15 protein-coding genes are annotated in these 14,854 nt (G+C 43.2%); 9 read left to right on the top strand and 6 right to left on the bottom strand.

Going from position 1 to position 14,854, the window contains the following annotated elements:
• Window positions 1-56: 56 nt before the first annotated feature.
• Together HC246_RS20785 and HC246_RS20780 are read right to left on the bottom strand one after the other, a co-directional pair.
• Entirely contained in the window at window positions 57-1,265 is a 1,209-nt protein-coding gene (locus tag HC246_RS20785; protein ID WP_169365363.1) for an MFS transporter, read from the bottom strand.
• A 68-nt stretch (window positions 1,266-1,333) separates the two neighbouring features.
• Window positions 1,334-1,981: a ferritin-like domain-containing protein gene (locus HC246_RS20780; protein ID WP_169365362.1), complete on the bottom strand. Its 648-nt coding sequence runs from the start codon at window positions 1,979-1,981 to the stop codon at window positions 1,334-1,336.
• Between the two features lie 147 nt (window positions 1,982-2,128).
• On the opposite strand from HC246_RS20780, the gene HC246_RS20775 reads away from it, so the two are divergent.
• On the top strand, window positions 2,129-2,731 hold the full coding sequence (locus HC246_RS20775) for a sigma-70 family RNA polymerase sigma factor (protein ID WP_169365361.1): 603 nt from the start codon (window positions 2,129-2,131) through the stop codon (window positions 2,729-2,731).
• 91 nt (window positions 2,732-2,822) lie between these two features.
• Window positions 2,823-3,380, top strand: coding sequence for a cupin domain-containing protein (locus HC246_RS20770; RefSeq protein ID WP_169365360.1), 558 nt, complete (start codon window positions 2,823-2,825; stop codon window positions 3,378-3,380).
• 271 nt (window positions 3,381-3,651) lie between these two features.
• Here HC246_RS20770 and nusB read toward each other — a convergent pair whose 3' ends face one another.
• Window positions 3,652-4,293 (bottom strand): transcription antitermination factor NusB, encoded by a 642-nt coding sequence (gene nusB / locus HC246_RS20765; protein WP_169365359.1) that lies wholly within the window; start codon window positions 4,291-4,293, stop codon window positions 3,652-3,654.
• Between the two features lie 66 nt (window positions 4,294-4,359).
• Here nusB and HC246_RS20760 point away from each other — a divergent pair, with 66 nt between their 5' ends.
• The 3 genes from HC246_RS20760 to HC246_RS20750 all read left to right on the top strand — a co-directional run bounded on the left by HC246_RS20760 (window position 4,360) and on the right by HC246_RS20750 (window position 5,411).
• Window positions 4,360-4,695 (top strand): 2Fe-2S iron-sulfur cluster-binding protein, encoded by a 336-nt coding sequence (locus tag HC246_RS20760; protein WP_169365358.1) that lies wholly within the window; start codon window positions 4,360-4,362, stop codon window positions 4,693-4,695.
• 204 nt (window positions 4,696-4,899) lie between these two features.
• Window positions 4,900-5,154 (top strand): type II toxin-antitoxin system Phd/YefM family antitoxin, encoded by a 255-nt coding sequence (locus tag HC246_RS20755; RefSeq protein WP_169365357.1) that lies wholly within the window; start codon window positions 4,900-4,902, stop codon window positions 5,152-5,154.
• Window positions 5,151-5,411, top strand: a complete 261-nt coding sequence (locus HC246_RS20750) for a Txe/YoeB family addiction module toxin (protein ID WP_169365356.1) — start codon at window positions 5,151-5,153, stop codon at window positions 5,409-5,411. The genes HC246_RS20755 and HC246_RS20750 overlap by 4 nt, the downstream gene beginning before the upstream one ends.
• 14 nt (window positions 5,412-5,425) lie before the next feature.
• Here HC246_RS20750 and folK read toward each other — a convergent pair whose 3' ends face one another.
• The gene (gene folK / locus HC246_RS20745) at window positions 5,426-5,956 is read right to left on the bottom strand and encodes a 2-amino-4-hydroxy-6-hydroxymethyldihydropteridine diphosphokinase (protein ID WP_169365355.1); all 531 of its coding nucleotides are present in this window, start codon (window positions 5,954-5,956) and stop codon (window positions 5,426-5,428) included.
• A 505-nt stretch (window positions 5,957-6,461) separates the two neighbouring features.
• Between folK and HC246_RS20740 the strand changes: the two genes are divergently transcribed.
• Together HC246_RS20740 and HC246_RS20735 are read left to right on the top strand one after the other, a co-directional pair.
• A complete protein-coding gene (locus HC246_RS20740) occupies window positions 6,462-6,971 on the top strand; it encodes a hypothetical protein (protein WP_169365354.1) in 510 nt (169 codons plus the stop codon).
• A gap of 142 nt (window positions 6,972-7,113) precedes the next feature.
• The gene (locus tag HC246_RS20735) at window positions 7,114-8,805 is read left to right on the top strand and encodes an NAD-binding protein (RefSeq protein WP_169365353.1); all 1,692 of its coding nucleotides are present in this window, start codon (window positions 7,114-7,116) and stop codon (window positions 8,803-8,805) included.
• Window positions 8,806-8,856: 51 nt separating this feature from the next.
• On the opposite strand, the gene HC246_RS20730 is transcribed toward HC246_RS20735, so the two are convergent.
• Window positions 8,857-9,936, bottom strand: coding sequence for an NADH:flavin oxidoreductase/NADH oxidase (locus HC246_RS20730; protein WP_169365352.1), 1,080 nt, complete (start codon window positions 9,934-9,936; stop codon window positions 8,857-8,859).
• A 105-nt stretch (window positions 9,937-10,041) separates the two neighbouring features.
• Complete coding sequence (locus HC246_RS20725; protein WP_169365351.1) at window positions 10,042-12,609, bottom strand: TIGR03960 family B12-binding radical SAM protein; 2,568 nt, start codon at window positions 12,607-12,609, stop codon at window positions 10,042-10,044.
• Between the two features lie 290 nt (window positions 12,610-12,899).
• Between HC246_RS20725 and HC246_RS20720 the strand changes: the two genes are divergently transcribed.
• Together HC246_RS20720 and HC246_RS20715 are read left to right on the top strand one after the other, a co-directional pair.
• Window positions 12,900-13,520: a hypothetical protein gene (locus HC246_RS20720; protein ID WP_169365350.1), complete on the top strand. Its 621-nt coding sequence runs from the start codon at window positions 12,900-12,902 to the stop codon at window positions 13,518-13,520.
• A gap of 363 nt (window positions 13,521-13,883) precedes the next feature.
• Entirely contained in the window at window positions 13,884-14,765 is an 882-nt protein-coding gene (locus tag HC246_RS20715; RefSeq protein ID WP_169365349.1) for an undecaprenyl-diphosphate phosphatase, read from the top strand.
• Window positions 14,766-14,854 lie beyond the last annotated feature (89 nt).

The raw sequence follows: 14,854 nt of genomic DNA, 5'->3' as shown, positions 1-14,854 counted from the left end.
TTCTTTTGTGGCGGGTTTGATCAGAATTTGCTGTAAAACAACTATAATTTTGTTGTTTACACTGTGGAGTTTATGAACTTCTTTAAACAGATTAAAGAAATAGCTAAGGCAAATCCGCTCAAAAATGCTCCATAAATGACAGGAATTTCTCCTAATGCAATAACACCACTTGCAAAAATTGCTGTTGCTAAACCACTGCCACCGAAATATAATCCCGTCCCAAAGCCAGCTTGATGTGGCGGAACCATCGCTAAGGCTAAGGGAATCGTATTAGTTAAAACTAAACCTAGCGCGATAGAAGCGATCGCACTTATCAATATTAAATAAATTCCATTTTCGCTCAGTAATGAAAGCGTAAGACAACCAGCAATTATGGTTAATCCGCAGCCCATACCAAAAGCTGTTTTCTGTCTACCAAATAGCGATCGCAAAGGTAATGTCGCCAAACCAGCAATTAACAGAATTGCCGATTGAGAATATTCCACTGGAAGATGAGCAATTGCTGCAAAAAGATGATGGGGGAGGATATGGAGCAACAAATTAATTTCTAAGCCTGAGCCTAGACCGACCAAAAAGGGCAAGCTGTAGGCGATCGCCGAATTTGGCGTTAAATTTGCGATGGTAAGTTCGGGGCTTGTTGCTGTAGCTAAATGTCTGGGCATGGATGACCATAGCAACACTGAACCAATTAAAAGCGCGATCGCTCCCAAAATAAAAGTGAGGGAAGCACCAATCTGTTTGAGAATTAATCCCAGTATGGGGCTAGTCGCGCTAGTAATTGCCAAAACGAGAGCCAAAACGGAATTAGCTTGAGGTAGTTGACTCGTTGGTGCAAATCCCTGAAGTAAAGCGATCGCAGGTCCCCGAAAGATAATCATGGCGATTACCCAAATTGTCATCATTACTGGCACAATCCACCGCAGTTGCTCCGCAAGTTGCGCTTCGACCAGCCAAGAAACAATTACAAAAATGAGTCCTGCGAGAGTCACGCCCACCGCCACCTGTGGTAGACGACTCCCAAATCGACCGAGAAGGCGATCGGAAAACCAGCCGACAATTGGTTCCACAACTGCCCCCAATAATCCCTGAAAAATGCCTAACCATGCGGCTAAATCCACAAATCCAATCTTTGCCAAAATTCTCGGCTGATAAAATCCGTAAGCAATCCAGCTAAAGGTAATTGCAGCTAATAGGACTGAGAGTCCCCAGACTTGTCGCCAAAGAATTTTAGTCGGAGGACTTGGGAAAGAAGTAGTTTGCAGCATTAGTCGCGATATTTATAATTAGTAAAATATTTGGGAAGTATTGCAAAGCAATACTTCCCAAAGTTTATTTAAACTTTGAGAATCCAATCATTGCGAGTATCTTTGCTCACAAAAGCAGCAGGAACAACATTCAGGGAAACACCTAGAGATTGAAATGCTGCGCGAATGACCGTGGCATGGGAAGCTTCAGTAGAACCAATACTTGCGCCTGCGGTGATGAGTTCAGGATTCTTGAGAGTAGCCACTTCGCGACCATAGGCGATCGCGGCATCGACCTCTAGCGCAAGGGCAAGCTTCGCAATATTCACATCGGAATCTAAATTCCCTTCACCTCTCTCAATATAGGGAGTAACGGTTTTCAGATATTCCATCTTCGCAGTTACAGGTGTACCACCTAGCTGCTTCACGACACTCGCCAGTAGGTCACGATGGGCTTTGTGATCGGATTGGTTCGCTAAAGCGATCGCCAAAACTGCCTTACCCACATTGCTGTCAGTGAGTTTACCTGCGGCAAATCCATAGGCCCAAATTGCTTGATGTTCATAAAATAGAGCCTTATTGAGTACCTTGATGTCATTAACCACATCACCCTTAGGCTGTGCCATCACCGCAGGAACAACTGCGGTACTAGCCGCAATTCCCATTGCTCCAAATAGCCCAGCTTTAATTAATTCGCGGCGCGAAGCGGAACGAGAAGATCTTTCTGTTCTAGACATGGTTTTCACCAGATAATATATAGTTAAAAAATCAGTTGTGGCTGGTCAGCGAGGGTTTTGAGTTTGCCTGTTGCCTAGTGCAACAGGCAAACTCCTAGAGATCTTTGAAATCGCTGATTCAAATAGGAATACGAAGAGGATCTGATCTTGGATTCATGCGATCGCAAATTTCTTAAAATAGATAGTGACAGCAAGCAAGATGAAGTTGCGCTCATTATTCGCATTGCCGAACAGGATCAGACAGCCCTATCAGCACTCTACGATCGCTATGCAAAAGTGATTTATACGATTGCCTATAAAATTCTTAATTCTTCAGAGGAATCCGAAGAGATCGTTTTAGACGTATTTACTCAAGTATGGAGGATTGCCAAAAACTACAATTTCCAAAAGGGTAGAGTAGATACATGGCTATTTATGCTCACACGCAGTCGCGCTCTGGATCGGCTACGTAGTCATGCAAGGTTTGACAAAGCCGTAGCAGCTTCTGAAGATGTCCTCAAGATCCACTCACACACCGATAGCCCTGAAGAAGATGTTTTACTGCAAGAGCGTAGTTCCTACATTAAAGCTTGTCTAGCCGAACTCCCCCAAGAACAGCGCTTAGTTCTAGAACTTGCCTACTTTAGCGGACTCAGCCATAGTGAAATTGCTGCGAAAACAGGTATTTCCCTCGGCACGGTAAAAACCCGTATTCGTCTGGGACTAAAAAAATTACGCGAAGCGATCGGCGACGAATGGTTTAACTTTTAGGGAAAGCTAACCATAACCACTAACCCAAATATCAACAAAGCTAACAGCTAATAGCCAATAGCTAACAGCCAAAAATCAGGATCTAAACTGCATGAACCAAGAAGAACTTCAAAATCTATTAGCCTTATCAGCCATTGCAGCGATCGCTCCTGACGAAATCCAATCCGTGGAAGAACTTGCCGCCGCATCGCCAGAAATAGATCAAGAACTGCGATCTCTCCAGAATACTGCGGCGACCCTAGCCTATACTGAAACTCCTTTAGATGTTCCTGCTGGTCTCAAACAAAGACTATTTAATCGCATCCAACAGGAAACAGAGGTTTTAGATTTTGTGGCTTTGCGATCGGGAGAACTAAAGTGGAAACCTCATCCTGTCAAAGGTTTGATGATGACTGTGTTAAAGATTGATCACCAAAAACGCGAGATATCAGCCTTAATCCGTGCGGATCAAGATGTTGAGTATCCATCTCATCACCATGCGACGGGGGAAGAAATTTTTATGCTCCAAGGCGAGTTAATCGATCGCGGCGTTACTTACAAAGCAGGGGACTATCTTTATTCCAAGGCTGGATCTATTCATGCACCAACTGCGATCGCAGGCTGTATGTTTTTTGTGAAGACATCACTGGATGATAATTTCCTTGAGTAGGAATTAAAATATAAATATAGTTGTTTTAAATAATTTGCAGAGGGGCTTCGACTCCGCTCAGCCATCGGTGTAAGCTAGCTGAGCGAAGTCGAAACTGTAGTTCTTATTTGAATTATCTATAAAATCTAAAATCTAATATATAGCGTTTTTCAGTCTAGTGAAGAGTGAAGGATGAGGTTGATTCGCAGCCTTCGGTGGAAAAAACTCTCTGTACTTCACTTGTGTGAAAAACGCCATATTTTGGGACTTGATTTTGGCTAAAATGTATAGCCTATTTTGATTTACGGGATTCTTTAAGTTGATCGTCAATGCGGCGTAAAACACCATTGATAAATCGATAGCCATCTTCACTGCTATAGCGCTTAGCTAGCTCCACCGCTTCATCGATCGCGATTTTACTTGCCACATTCAAAAACATCATTTCTGCAGTGGCAATCCGCAAAATATCTTTATCTACTTGGGCAAGGCGATCAATTTGCCAATTAACCAAGGCACTACTGATAGTTTCATCAATCTGCGTTCGCTTAGTATTTACAGTCTTGAGAATATCGATCGCATAGTTACGCACCTCATCCCTTTGCGACAAAACTAGGGTGACGGGAAACTCTAACGCCGAGCCAATATTGTTAATGGCATTTTTAGTTAGCTCGATCGCCTCGCGTACCATACCTTCGACTGCTTGAATATCTTGACGGATGTCACCTGTGCGGATTTCGCTAGAGGATATGCGTTCTTGACTGCGTTGTAACTCAGCACTAGCGGTTTGTAATAATTCTTTAGTTTCATCATGCAGCGATCGCACAACCGCAGTAACGATGTCATCAAGGGTTTTCGTCTCTAGCTTTTGGGATTGGCTAGGTAATTGGTTAATACTAAATAGTGCGAGTTCGCGGGCGATGTGGCGGGGTTGCATAGGAGAAGATAAAATTAAGCCAATTGCATATCTTATCATTCACTTTACGCACTAAAACTTATAAAAATGACTCAGACCTTTACAGCTACCCTTCATCATCACGGACAAACCTATATTGTGCCTGTCCCCGAAGACCAAGCTATTCTTGATGCCGCGATCGCTGCGGGTGTGGATTTGCCCTGCTCATGTTATGCGGGTGTATGTACAACTTGCGCTGCCCAAATTGTGAAGGGTGAAGTTGATCAAAGCCAAGGCATGGGGATTGGCGGTATGGGTGAAGAGTTAGATGCAAAGGGTTATGTTCTTCTTTGTGTTTCCTATCCCAAGTCCGATGTAGAAATCTACACCGACAAGGAACAGGAAGTATATTCAATTCGCTTTGGCTCTAGCGTGAGCGCCTAATACCTAATCTCAATCTAATCAAGAGGACGCTCTGAGTGCTTTTGATTAGATTGAATCTTTTAAAAACAAAAATCAATTCAGGCTAAGATTACCAAGTTTTCGCTTTGTTTAAAATAAAATGAAAACTGCTATAGTTCATTACTTTCGACTAGGCTTAGGAAAAGCTCAACTCTCATCTCAGCAATGAAAATAAGGGCATAAAAAATGGATGCTATGACAACACAGCAAGCAAGTAATGACTTAGATGGTTTAATTGATCGCGTAATAGCCGACGTACAACCAACGATTCTTTGTAATGACAAAGGCAACAAAGCCGTATTAATTTCTCTTGATGAGTTTTCTGCTTGGCAAGAAACTTTATATTTACTGTCAAATCCTGCCAATGCAAAACGTCTCCTCAGTTCAATTCAATCCGCAAAGTCTCAAAAAGTAACTGAGAGAGCTTTAATTGAAGAATGAAACTTACATTTACAGAAGAGGGTTGGGATGATTATTTATGGTTTCAGGAAAATTATAAAAAACTTCTAAAAAGAATTAATACTGTAATCAAAGAAGTTCTACGCAGTCCTTGTGAAGGAATTGGTAAACCAGAAAGATTGAAAGCAAATCTCTCAGGCTATTGGTCTAGACGGATCAACACTGAACATAGACTCGTTTATGAAGTACTGGATGACAGCATCATCATTATTGCTCGCAGATATCATTATCAAGATTAGTTCGTGTTATTGATCTAGCTATTTAAGACTAAATCAATAGCTATGGGATGACTTAAATCTAGGTCAGGGGGATTTTGGGCGAGATCGGCGATCGATATACCAGCAACAGGATGAATCCAATCGGCGGCGATTTCGGCTAGGGGTAAGAGAACAAAAGCGCGATCGCTCATTCTAGGATGCGGTAATACTAGTTCGGGCGAGTCAATGAGGCGATCGCCATACAGCAATAAATCAAGATCAAGGGTTCTAGCTCCCCACCGTTCACGGCGTTCGCGTCCAAAAATTTGCTCTATATAAAACAAAGCACGTAATAACTGCAACGGATTGAGAATAGTTTTTAAAATTGCACAACCATTAATGTAATCAGGCTGTGGTGCAGAATTTGGTAAGGTAATTGCCTTGGTGCGATACCAACGCGAAACCTTAACCACCTCGATTTCGGGATGATTAGCGAGTCGAGCGATCGCTGCTTGGACAATTTTTTCGGAGTCCCCGATTTCACTGCTCAGGTTACTACCGAGGGCGATCGCGCAAAGCTCTGTCATGAAGTTTCATCTAATTAACAATTAAAGACGCTGCATAGCAACGTCTTTGTTGAATTATACAGCGCGATATATCCATGCAAATCTGAAGATGCTTCCCTTACTTTACATTGGTTCCTATATAGCAATGTAAGGCTTGCTTAGGACATAAAAAACAAATAAGTGAAGGCAGCACGAAGTGCTGCCTTCACTTATTTGTTTTTTGATTTGTCCTAGCTATCTCTTACGTTGCTATAGGAGTTACGCATTGACAAAAGGAAGAAAATAGGGGTTTTGAAATAGCCAGCAATAGCCTTAGCAAAAATGAGGGAAATCAGCAAACCATCAACAGCGAAATGTGACTTGAACAAGTACATCTTGTTTTTACCGTCAGAGCCAAAACAGGTAAGTTGTGGGCGTTGTACATTTTTCTTGACAGGCTTGGTAATTTAAGTTGTGAGGTTCAGAGATTTTCTGTTGCCTCTGAACTCATGTAGGATTGCTGTAGACCAAAATATAGTTAAAGAGCGTGCAATCTTCTAAATTTATTTCGACTGAATCAGAGCATTTATCGCTTGCCGATCGCATTGAATCTTTTAAAGCAGGGTTTCTTGGCGCGATCACTAGTGTTTTCGCATTTTTTGCGATCGCAATTTTGCATCACTTTTTGCAGAATATGCTGGCGAATGAACCTGTGCAACTGATTAGCAGCTTCGAGCTTAGTAACCCCTTAATTTTGTTGATCAAGCTAGCAATGATTGGCTTTGCAGGTTTTTTGTTTGCAGTCACCTATCGCTACATTGTGCGGCGCGATCGCAACTCCCATCTCAAATCAGGGGCAATTTTAGCATTTGCCTGTATTCGTTCCTTTGCCACAGTTGATCACGAATTAACTTCACTTATACAGTTGCCTTTTATTTCCATGTCATTAGCGATCGCTATTTTGTTAGGAGAAAATATTGCATGGTTAGCGATCGTACAAGGACTGATCGAAACTGCGATTCAACACAAATGGATTACCGCTTTTGGATCCGATTAAATGTAATTAAATATAAAGGTGGCGCGATGCAATACCCCGTCATTAATTCAGATTCGTGTTGTGAGCTACAGTCGCAATGTCATCTATAGCTCACAATAGTTGCGATAGTCCTATGGGTAGCGATCGCGATCGCGTATAAGCAATGAAACCCCGCATTATCGTCTGTGGTCTAGACCGAACGGGTTATAAGATTTTGACCCTGCTCAAGCAGCAAGGTTGTTTTGTGATTGGCATTCATGACAAGCCTATTCACCAAGCGGATGCAGAAATTGTCATTGGAGATTTGGCGGCGGCGGAGACTTTGCTAGCCGCAGGAATTCGAGATGCTCAGACCTTGATTTTGGCAGGAGCCGATGAAACCCGTAATCTCAGCATCTTGATGCAGGCGAGAGTACTTAATCCCCATGTCAGAATTATCAATCGTCTGTTTAACTCTAGTTTGGGTACACGCTTAGATTTAACCCTGCCTAATCATGTCACTATGAGCGTTGCGGCTCTGGCAGCTCCCGTATTTGCCTTTAGCGCTATGGGAAGCGAAGCGATCGGGCAGTTGCGCCTCTTTAACCAAATTTGGCCAATTCACGAAGAATATATCGATGAGCGTCATCCTTGGTGTGGCAAGCCCTTATCAGAGTTTTGGGAAGATCGGACGCGGATGTTGATCTATTACCTTCCCTACGATGAGGCTAGAGTTGATCTCGTAAGTGCTGTACTCAGTGGGCGCACATTGCAGATCGGCGATCGCCTCTTGCTAGGCACACAACCCAGCGTCAGAACTGCCTCGCGTCCGATCTTGCAAAAAATCTCAAAGTTGTTTATGGGCTTTCGTCATTTTCATGAACATGGAAAAGCAGTTTTATTTACAGCGATCGCTCTTTTGCTAACAATTTTTTCTGCAACCTTGGTATATACGAGTTTGCAATTAAAGATTTCCTTTGTTGATGCCCTCTATTTTTCCGTGGGAATGATTACGGGAGCAGGCGGCAATGAGCAGGTAGTAGAACATGCTACTGATAGCATCAAAGTTTTTACAATCATCATGATGCTGATTGGTACAGCAGTAATTGGAATTTTCTACGCGATTCTCAATGATTTTATTCTCGGCTCACGGTTACGGAACTTCTGGGATGCTGCACGAGTACCACAACGTAATCATATTGTGATTTGTGGTTTGGGAAGTGTGGGTGTACAGACAGCCATGCAATTAGTGAACTATGGTTACGAAGTTCTCATCATCGAACGCGATCCTAATAATCGTTTTTTAGATACGGTGCGATCGCATAATATCCCTGTCATTCATGGTGATGCGAGTCTGCCTGCTACGCTCAAAGCTGCCAATCTAGATAAAGCCGAAAGTTTACTTGCTGTCACCAGCAACGATACAGCGAACCTTGAAATTGCTCTCAATGCCAAAGGAATTGCTCCCCGTTGTCGTGTAGTTGTGCGCTATGACGATCCCTATTATGCAGGTATGGCGCAGGAAGTATTTGATTTTGAGGCAGTACTTAGTCCTCCTGAAATTGCGGCTCCTGCTTTTGCTTCCTCCGCTTTAGGTGGACGTATTCTCGGTAATGGCATTGTCGCCGATAGTCTCTGGGTAGCGATCGCTACGATGATTACGCCCAATCATCCCTTCTGCGGCAAACCTGTATGTGAAGCTTCAATGACTGCGGATTTTGTACCGCTTTATATTGAAACTGCCTGTCAAACAATTCACGGATGGAATTTGCTAGAAGCTTCTCTCAGTGCAGGAGATATTCTCTATTTGACGATGCCTGCCACAAAATTAGAACAACTCTGGAGAGTTGCGCCATTTCAAGTTGCAGTTAGTTAAAGGTGAAATGTCAAAATAATTGATTAAATGCGGCGCAAAGCGCAGCCAATACTACAACCAAGCTCGTTGGTATTGCACAGGATAGTCGAAGTCCTTGATTCCTAATTGTTTGGCAGCTCTGGCAGCCCAGTAAGGATCTCTCAAAAATTCTCGACCTATCAACACAAAATCAGCTTGACCTGTACGCACAATATGATCGGCTTGTTCGGGAACCGTAATTAAACCCACAGTGGCAGTATTAATACCTGTTTCCCGACGGATGTGATCGCTAAAAGCAGTTTGATAGCCTGCACCGAGGGGAATATTTGCACCAAGTCCATTGAGAATGCCTCCTGAAGACGCATCGATCGCATCAATACCTAATGCTTTCAGTTTATGGGCAAGTTCTATACTCTGCTCAATATCCCAACTATTTTCAGTCCAATCACTTGCCGAAATTCTCACCCAGATCGGATAGCGATCAGGAACGACAGCACGAATACCAACGGCAATTTCGACTAATAAACGGATACGGTTCTCAAAATTACCTCCATAGTCATCTTCACGGTGATTGCTCAAGGGTGAGAGAAACTCATGGAGCAAATAGCCATGTGCCGCATGAATTTCGATAACTTGAAATCCTGCTTCGACGGAACGTTTTGCACCATTGATAAAGGCGGCTTTGACTCGCTCAATCCCCGCTAAATCTAAAGCTTGAGGCTCTGGGCTATTAGCATGATTAAAAGCGATCGCACTAGGGGCAAACACAGGTCGCCAACCTCCTTGACTCTCATCAATTGGCTTACCTCCTTCCCAAGGCACAGCACAACTTGCTTTACGTCCTGCATGGGCAAGTTGAATTCCTGCGATCGCACCTGCTTGATGGATTTGCTGAGTGATTTTGGTAAGTGTTTCAATATGTTGATCCGACCAAATACCTAAATCTTTGGGTGAAATCCGACCTTCAGGTTCTACTGCGGCAGCTTCGGTAAATACTAGCCCTGCACCACCGATCGCGCGACTAACTAGATGGGTAATGTGCCAGTCACTGGCACATCCATCGGTACTGGAATATTGACACATCGGCGAAACTCCAATCCGATTACGAAAAGTTATGCCGCGTTGTTGTAATGGAGTAAATAGATGAGTCATATTTTTTAGAAATGTTATCAACTTGCGCTTTCTTAAAACTCAGATAAACTTTCAAAAAGATTGTTTAGCTATCTTTTTGAAAGTTTATCTGGACTACACAAAACCTTAACGCATTGATTCACGATGGACTTTGACTAATTTAATCTCGTCATCTTCAGGGAGATATTTATTCATCATATAGACCACATACTCAGGCTTGAGATTGCTATCGGGCTTACAGCTTCCCATGAAGTGAATTGTGGGCAGATTGGGATCTGGGTTGATGACATTAATTGTGAAAATGCGATCGCGTAATTCCAGCATTTGATTACGTCCCGATTTCGATACCTTTGGCATTTGAATAGAAGTAGCCGCTAGTACACAATAACTTGCACCTTCGAGTAAATCCATAATATCCGCAGCATTGCGTTCTTTAGGAGTAATAAAGGCACAGGTGAGCGTATATTCTGCAACTTCTAGAATCGAGTCTAGGGAAGGAGAATGCACGGGAATTTCTTCAATGGCATAGATTGGTAAATCATTGTCTAGTTCTGACTTGAAGCGTTCTTGAAATTCCTCAATAGGAATTACTTGCGTCAGTTCAAAATCAACAAACTCGGCACTACTGGTTTGACCTAGAGGCAGAGCCTTAGCAATGGAAATCCGTGGTAATGGATTAAAGCCTTCGGTATGAGCAATGGGCAGAGCCGCACGACGTGCCGCACGCTGGAAGAAGCGTTGTAAATCTAAATGGGAAATCAAACTCATATCGCCCAATTTGCCAAACTTAAGGCGAATGCGTTGCACTCTTGGCGGAACTTTGGGCTTCTCTAAAGAAATTGGCGGAACTTCGGGGGGGGGGATCACCTCGTTATGACCAAATTCAGGACCACAGACACCGCACTCCGAGCAACCACCGAAGGAACAATCGGGAATTACCTTAGCAGCGATCGCTCTTTCCCAATCTTCGATCAGCCATTGCTTGTCAATGCCCGTATCAATATGATCCCAAGGCAAGGGATCGGGAATTTTTAACGATGGCGCATCCCAAACCAGATCCGCCTCAGCGATCGCCTGTGTCCATGCGCCAAAAGCTTTATCACTATTCTCAAACCATGAGTCCATGCCTGCGCCCAGTTGCCATGCGCGATAGAGAACTTTACCTAAACGGCGATCGCCTCGTCCGACAAAATCCTCCATCGCACTAATGCGAACTTCGGTGTAATTAACCTTCACGCCACTCAAGCGACGGAATTCTTTGCGAAGTAGCTGCTGTTTCCGCACAAATTCACCACTAGAAACGGTGTGCCATTGGAAAGGTGTATGGGGCTTAGGTGTGAAGTTAGAAATAGTCAAATTAAAGGAGATTTTCTTTCTTCCCTTTTGCGAACATTCCTGTTGTAGCCACTCCACTGTATTGACGATGCCAATTACATCCTCATCGGTTTCTGTCGGCAATCCAATCATGAAATAGAGCTTGACCTTATCCCAACCTTCGACATAGGCAGTTTTAATGCCCTGTAGTAATTCTTCATCAGTTAAGCCCTTATTAATTACATCCCTTAGGCGCTGTGTGCCTGCCTCTGGCGCAAAGGTTAGCCTCTGCTGACGACCATCACCACTACGGAGCATATGGGCGATATTTTCATCAAAGCGATCGACCCTTTGACTAGGAAGCGATAAAGTAACATGTTCATCTTTGAAGCGATTCTTAATCTGCACTCCCACTGATGGCAAAGCCAAATAATCGGAACAAGAGAGGGAAAGCAACGAAAATTCGTTATAGCCCGTTTCCCGAATCGCTCTCTCAATCGTATCGACCACCTTCTCAGGATCGACATCACGGGCTGGGCGGGTAAGCATCCCCGGTTGGCAAAAGCGACAACCGCGAGTACAGCCTCTTCTAATTTCGATCACAAGGCGATCATGGACAGTCTCAATTAAGGGAACTAAGCCGATGCTATGCTCAGGGCTTGGGGTGGCGACACGGCGCAGAATGCGTGGCGAAACATCTCTGCGATTAGGTTTAATCGCTCCCGTTCTTTCATCCAGATCATAGAATTCGGGAACATAAACTCCATCAATCTCATTGGCAAGATCTAGCAAAGTCTCACGGCGAGTTTTGCCCGCTAGCTTCGCCGCTTTCACGACTTCCCCAATTTCTGGTAATAATTCTTCGCCATCACCGAGGGCAAAGAAATCAAAGAAATCGGCATATGGTTCAGGATTAGAAGTAGCGGTTTGTCCGCCTGCAAAGATTAATGGACATTCCTCAATACTTAACTCACTACGCTCTCGCCATGTCATCGGAATTTGAGCAAGGTCAAACATTTCCAATACATTGGTTGCGCCTAGCTCATAGCTAAGGCTAAAGCCTAAAATGTCAAATTCCCGCAGCGATCGCTTGGACTCAACGGCAAACAACGCAGTCTGAGTTTCGCGGAGCTTTGCCGATAGATCGGGGGCAGGAAGATAGGCGCGATCGCATAGCTGCCCATCTTTAGAGTTAATAATGCTGTAAAGGATGATATGTCCCAAGTTTGATGCGCCCACCTCATAAATTTCAGGATAGGTGAGCGACCAACGCACGATCGCCTGATCCCAAGGCTTATGCACTGCACCAAACTCGTTACCCAAATAACGGGCAGGTTTCAGGATTTCAGGGGTTAGTAACTGTTCTACGGGTACGGGCATGGTTTCATGACTATATGAGCTAAACCTATTCTACATTTAGCGTGATTACGCTTTCATCTGCACAGTTATTCGTCTATTCGTCAAAATAACCCCGAAAGCGTCCTAGCTATTTGTGCTTTGTTACAGTGCTTAATTACAACGCTTTGTAATGACTTTAAGCCCAGAGAAATTTTTGAAGGTGCGGCTTTGCCACACCTTCAAAAATTTCTCTGTACTACTTTAAGCCTCAACAGGCAGTATAGGCGATCCAAAACAAGTAAAATAAGAGCATCACGAAAATGTAGATTTTTATGGCATACAGTGACTTCACGTTTAGCAAAGTCAAAGAAGCTTTTCAATTAACCATTGATGAAAAAACTAACCTTTTTGCTAATACATCTAAAGTTCAACCTTCCCAAATCCTGACTACGCTGCTTCAAGAAAATCTATCTTTTGCAATTGCGGTTGGTACTGAAAAGGCAAGATCAGAATTTATCATTGCTCAGGTATTGAGCGAAGTACGCCGCCAATTGAATTATAAAATTTCATTGTTTTCTGGCTCAGAGTTTACGGTTGATCGCGATCGCGGCTTGACGGGATTTTGCGATTTTTTGTTAAGCAGATCTGAGGAACAGTTGGAAATTACAGCGCCTGTGGTGATTATTATTGAGGCAAAGCGAGAAGATATTTTTGGTGGTGTCGGTCAATGTGTTGCAGCAATGGTTGCGGCTCAAATATTTAATGAACAGCATCATAATGAAATTCCAATTATTTATGGCGCTGTTACTAGTGGTACAAACTGGCGATTTATTAAGTTAGAACAAAATCTAGTTCAAATCGATGTGGTGGAATACTATATCAGTGAGGTTGATAAGATTTTGGGAATATTCTTAGAACCTTTGCAATCAGTACCTCAGCTTGTCAATGTCTAGATCTGTTCGCTTTTCAGTTATAGGATAATTCTATTAACGTAAGAAATAGTTTGGTGGCTCTATATTTATGCGTTGAACGATGGTTAGTCTTTCTTTATGAGAAGTTACTTCTAAAACTGCTTTTAATAATTCTGTATAGCCTAGATCAACAGCTTGATCGATTTGGGGCGTGACTTATTTGCAACGCTTCCTTCGATTGTCAATACTGGAAAAAGGCAGGGCTTTTTTGCTCTGAGGCTTTGAGAGAGGGTTTGCTATGCAAACCCTCTCTCAAAGCCTATTTTAAATTATCCTGAACTCCTGTTAGCTAACTTTTTGCCAAACTAATCTAATATTGTTACCTGTCTATCTTGACCAAAGATTATGTTTTTAACTGCAATAGCTGCTTCTGAGACTATCGACCTTGGTTTTGTGGAGCTAGGCTGGCTGAAAGTGATTTTCTTAGGAATTGTGCAGGGAATCACTGAACTATTACCAATTAGTAGCACAGCTCACCTGCGAATTGTCCCCAGTCTACTGGGATGGCAAGACCCTGGTACAGCCTTTTCCGCAGCGATGCAGCTTGCGAGTTTAGGTGCAGTTTTAGCTTACTTTTGGCAAGATATCAAAAGCTTAGTCGGTAGTTCGATTAAAGCGATCGCCCATCAAGACTATCAATCTCAATCTCTACGCTTAACTTTAGGATTATTAATTGGAACAATACCAATTGTGATCGTGGGGCTATTGCTCAAAAAGACTCTAGATGCGCCTAACTCTCCTCTACGTAGTCTTACGGTAATTGGTATTGCTTCTATTGTGATGTCTATATTATTGGCGATCGCGGAGTTACGGGGCAGTAGAAAAAGAGATTTTAAAAGACTGGCACTTTTAGATGGACTACTAGTGGGAATAGCCCAAACGCTTGCCTTAATCCCTGGAGTATCGCGCTCAGGCTCTACTCTCACCGCAGGGCTATTCCTGAATATGGAACGCGAAACTGCGGCGAGATTCTCTTTTCTATTGGGATTACCCGCAATTATTCTCGGAGGAGCCGTGGAATTACATTCCTTAAGCAAGGCAGGATTAGACCTCAATGGTTGGTTAATTCTTGGTACAGGGTTACTCTCAGCTAGTATTTCCGCATTTCTGGCTATTTTTGGGCTATTACGCTATTTAGAAAAGCAAAGCACTTGGATCTTTGTTTGGTATCGACTAATTATGGGTATATTTTTAATAATCGGCGCAGCTTTGGGTTTTCTGCGTTAACTCTTACGCAATTCAGTTAATCTCCATAATGTCCTTGTGATCGGCTCCGTTCTTGCTCTTGCCGTATCCTAACTTACTGGCTGGCTATA

The sequence above is a fragment of the Pseudanabaena yagii GIHE-NHR1 genome, assembly GCF_012863495.1.
Lineage (GTDB): Bacteria > Cyanobacteriota > Cyanobacteriia > Pseudanabaenales > Pseudanabaenaceae > Pseudanabaena > Pseudanabaena yagii.
Note: the sequence above shows the minus strand (reverse complement) of the source record. Positions and strands in the feature narration are given on the sequence as shown.

What these genes read in the sequence shown, in the direction of transcription:
- HC246_RS20730 (WP_169365352.1), bottom strand. Translation starts at nt 9,936, where the DNA reads ATGACTCATCTATTTACTCCATTACAACAACGCGGCATAACTTTTCGT.
- HC246_RS20725 (WP_169365351.1), bottom strand. Translation starts at nt 12,609, where the DNA reads ATGCCCGTACCCGTAGAACAGTTACTAACCCCTGAAATCCTGAAACCT.
- HC246_RS20770 (WP_169365360.1), top strand. Translation starts at nt 2,823, where the DNA reads ATGAACCAAGAAGAACTTCAAAATCTATTAGCCTTATCAGCCATTGCA.
- HC246_RS20780 (WP_169365362.1), bottom strand. Translation starts at nt 1,981, where the DNA reads ATGTCTAGAACAGAAAGATCTTCTCGTTCCGCTTCGCGCCGCGAATTA.
- HC246_RS20720 (WP_169365350.1), top strand. Translation starts at nt 12,900, where the DNA reads ATGGCATACAGTGACTTCACGTTTAGCAAAGTCAAAGAAGCTTTTCAA.
- HC246_RS20785 (WP_169365363.1), bottom strand. Translation starts at nt 1,265, where the DNA reads ATGCTGCAAACTACTTCTTTCCCAAGTCCTCCGACTAAAATTCTTTGG.
- HC246_RS20735 (WP_169365353.1), top strand. Translation starts at nt 7,114, where the DNA reads ATGAAACCCCGCATTATCGTCTGTGGTCTAGACCGAACGGGTTATAAG.
- HC246_RS20750 (WP_169365356.1), top strand. Translation starts at nt 5,151, where the DNA reads ATGAAACTTACATTTACAGAAGAGGGTTGGGATGATTATTTATGGTTT.
- HC246_RS20755 (WP_169365357.1), top strand. Translation starts at nt 4,900, where the DNA reads ATGGATGCTATGACAACACAGCAAGCAAGTAATGACTTAGATGGTTTA.
- HC246_RS20715 (WP_169365349.1), top strand. Translation starts at nt 13,884, where the DNA reads ATGTTTTTAACTGCAATAGCTGCTTCTGAGACTATCGACCTTGGTTTT.
- folK (WP_169365355.1), bottom strand. Translation starts at nt 5,956, where the DNA reads ATGACAGAGCTTTGCGCGATCGCCCTCGGTAGTAACCTGAGCAGTGAA.
- nusB (WP_169365359.1), bottom strand. Translation starts at nt 4,293, where the DNA reads ATGCAACCCCGCCACATCGCCCGCGAACTCGCACTATTTAGTATTAAC.
- HC246_RS20760 (WP_169365358.1), top strand. Translation starts at nt 4,360, where the DNA reads ATGACTCAGACCTTTACAGCTACCCTTCATCATCACGGACAAACCTAT.